Origin of the sequence: Anaerostipes butyraticus (genome assembly GCF_016586355.1) — a bacterium.
Classification (GTDB): domain Bacteria; phylum Bacillota; class Clostridia; order Lachnospirales; family Lachnospiraceae; genus Anaerostipes; species Anaerostipes butyraticus.
This window is the reverse complement of record NZ_BLYI01000004.1, coordinates 1-408: the sequence shown is the minus strand read 5'-3', so window position 1 is coordinate 408 and position 408 is coordinate 1. Positions and strand designations below refer to the sequence as shown.

General features: G+C 45.1%; 1 protein-coding gene. It reads right to left on the bottom strand.

All coding sequences use genetic code 11. From position 1 onward, the window contains the following. A partial coding sequence (locus JMF81_RS16730) for a transposase (protein WP_201309594.1) occupies nt 1-408 on the bottom strand: 408 nt, incomplete at both ends.

The following is a 408-nucleotide window of genomic DNA, read 5'->3' as shown; positions in this document are numbered from 1 at the left end:
GATACAGCTTACGATCGATCTTACGATGTCTGGCATACAGACCGCCATACCGGATCATCTTAAAATGCTTTTCCGGGATGTGGCGGATGAGGCGTTTTATGAAGTCCATGACAGGTAAAGTCTCCTCTATATATTTATCATCTTCATGACGGTGATAGTGGAAAGAGACCGTATCACCGTCATAGTGATCGATCCTGGAAGCAGCGATGACAGGCCTGCCAAGATAACGGCCAATATACCTGGCGACTATTTTTGGGTTACAGAGATTAGGTTTCGCATAGACATAGAAACCATGCACATGTTCGCTGTAACATTTGGCTTTGACTTTTTTAAAAGAAGGGCCGATCCTGACTTCCAGTTCATTGAGGAGAGCGGTGCGGAAAGCACTGCGGAGATAGTCATAGTTAA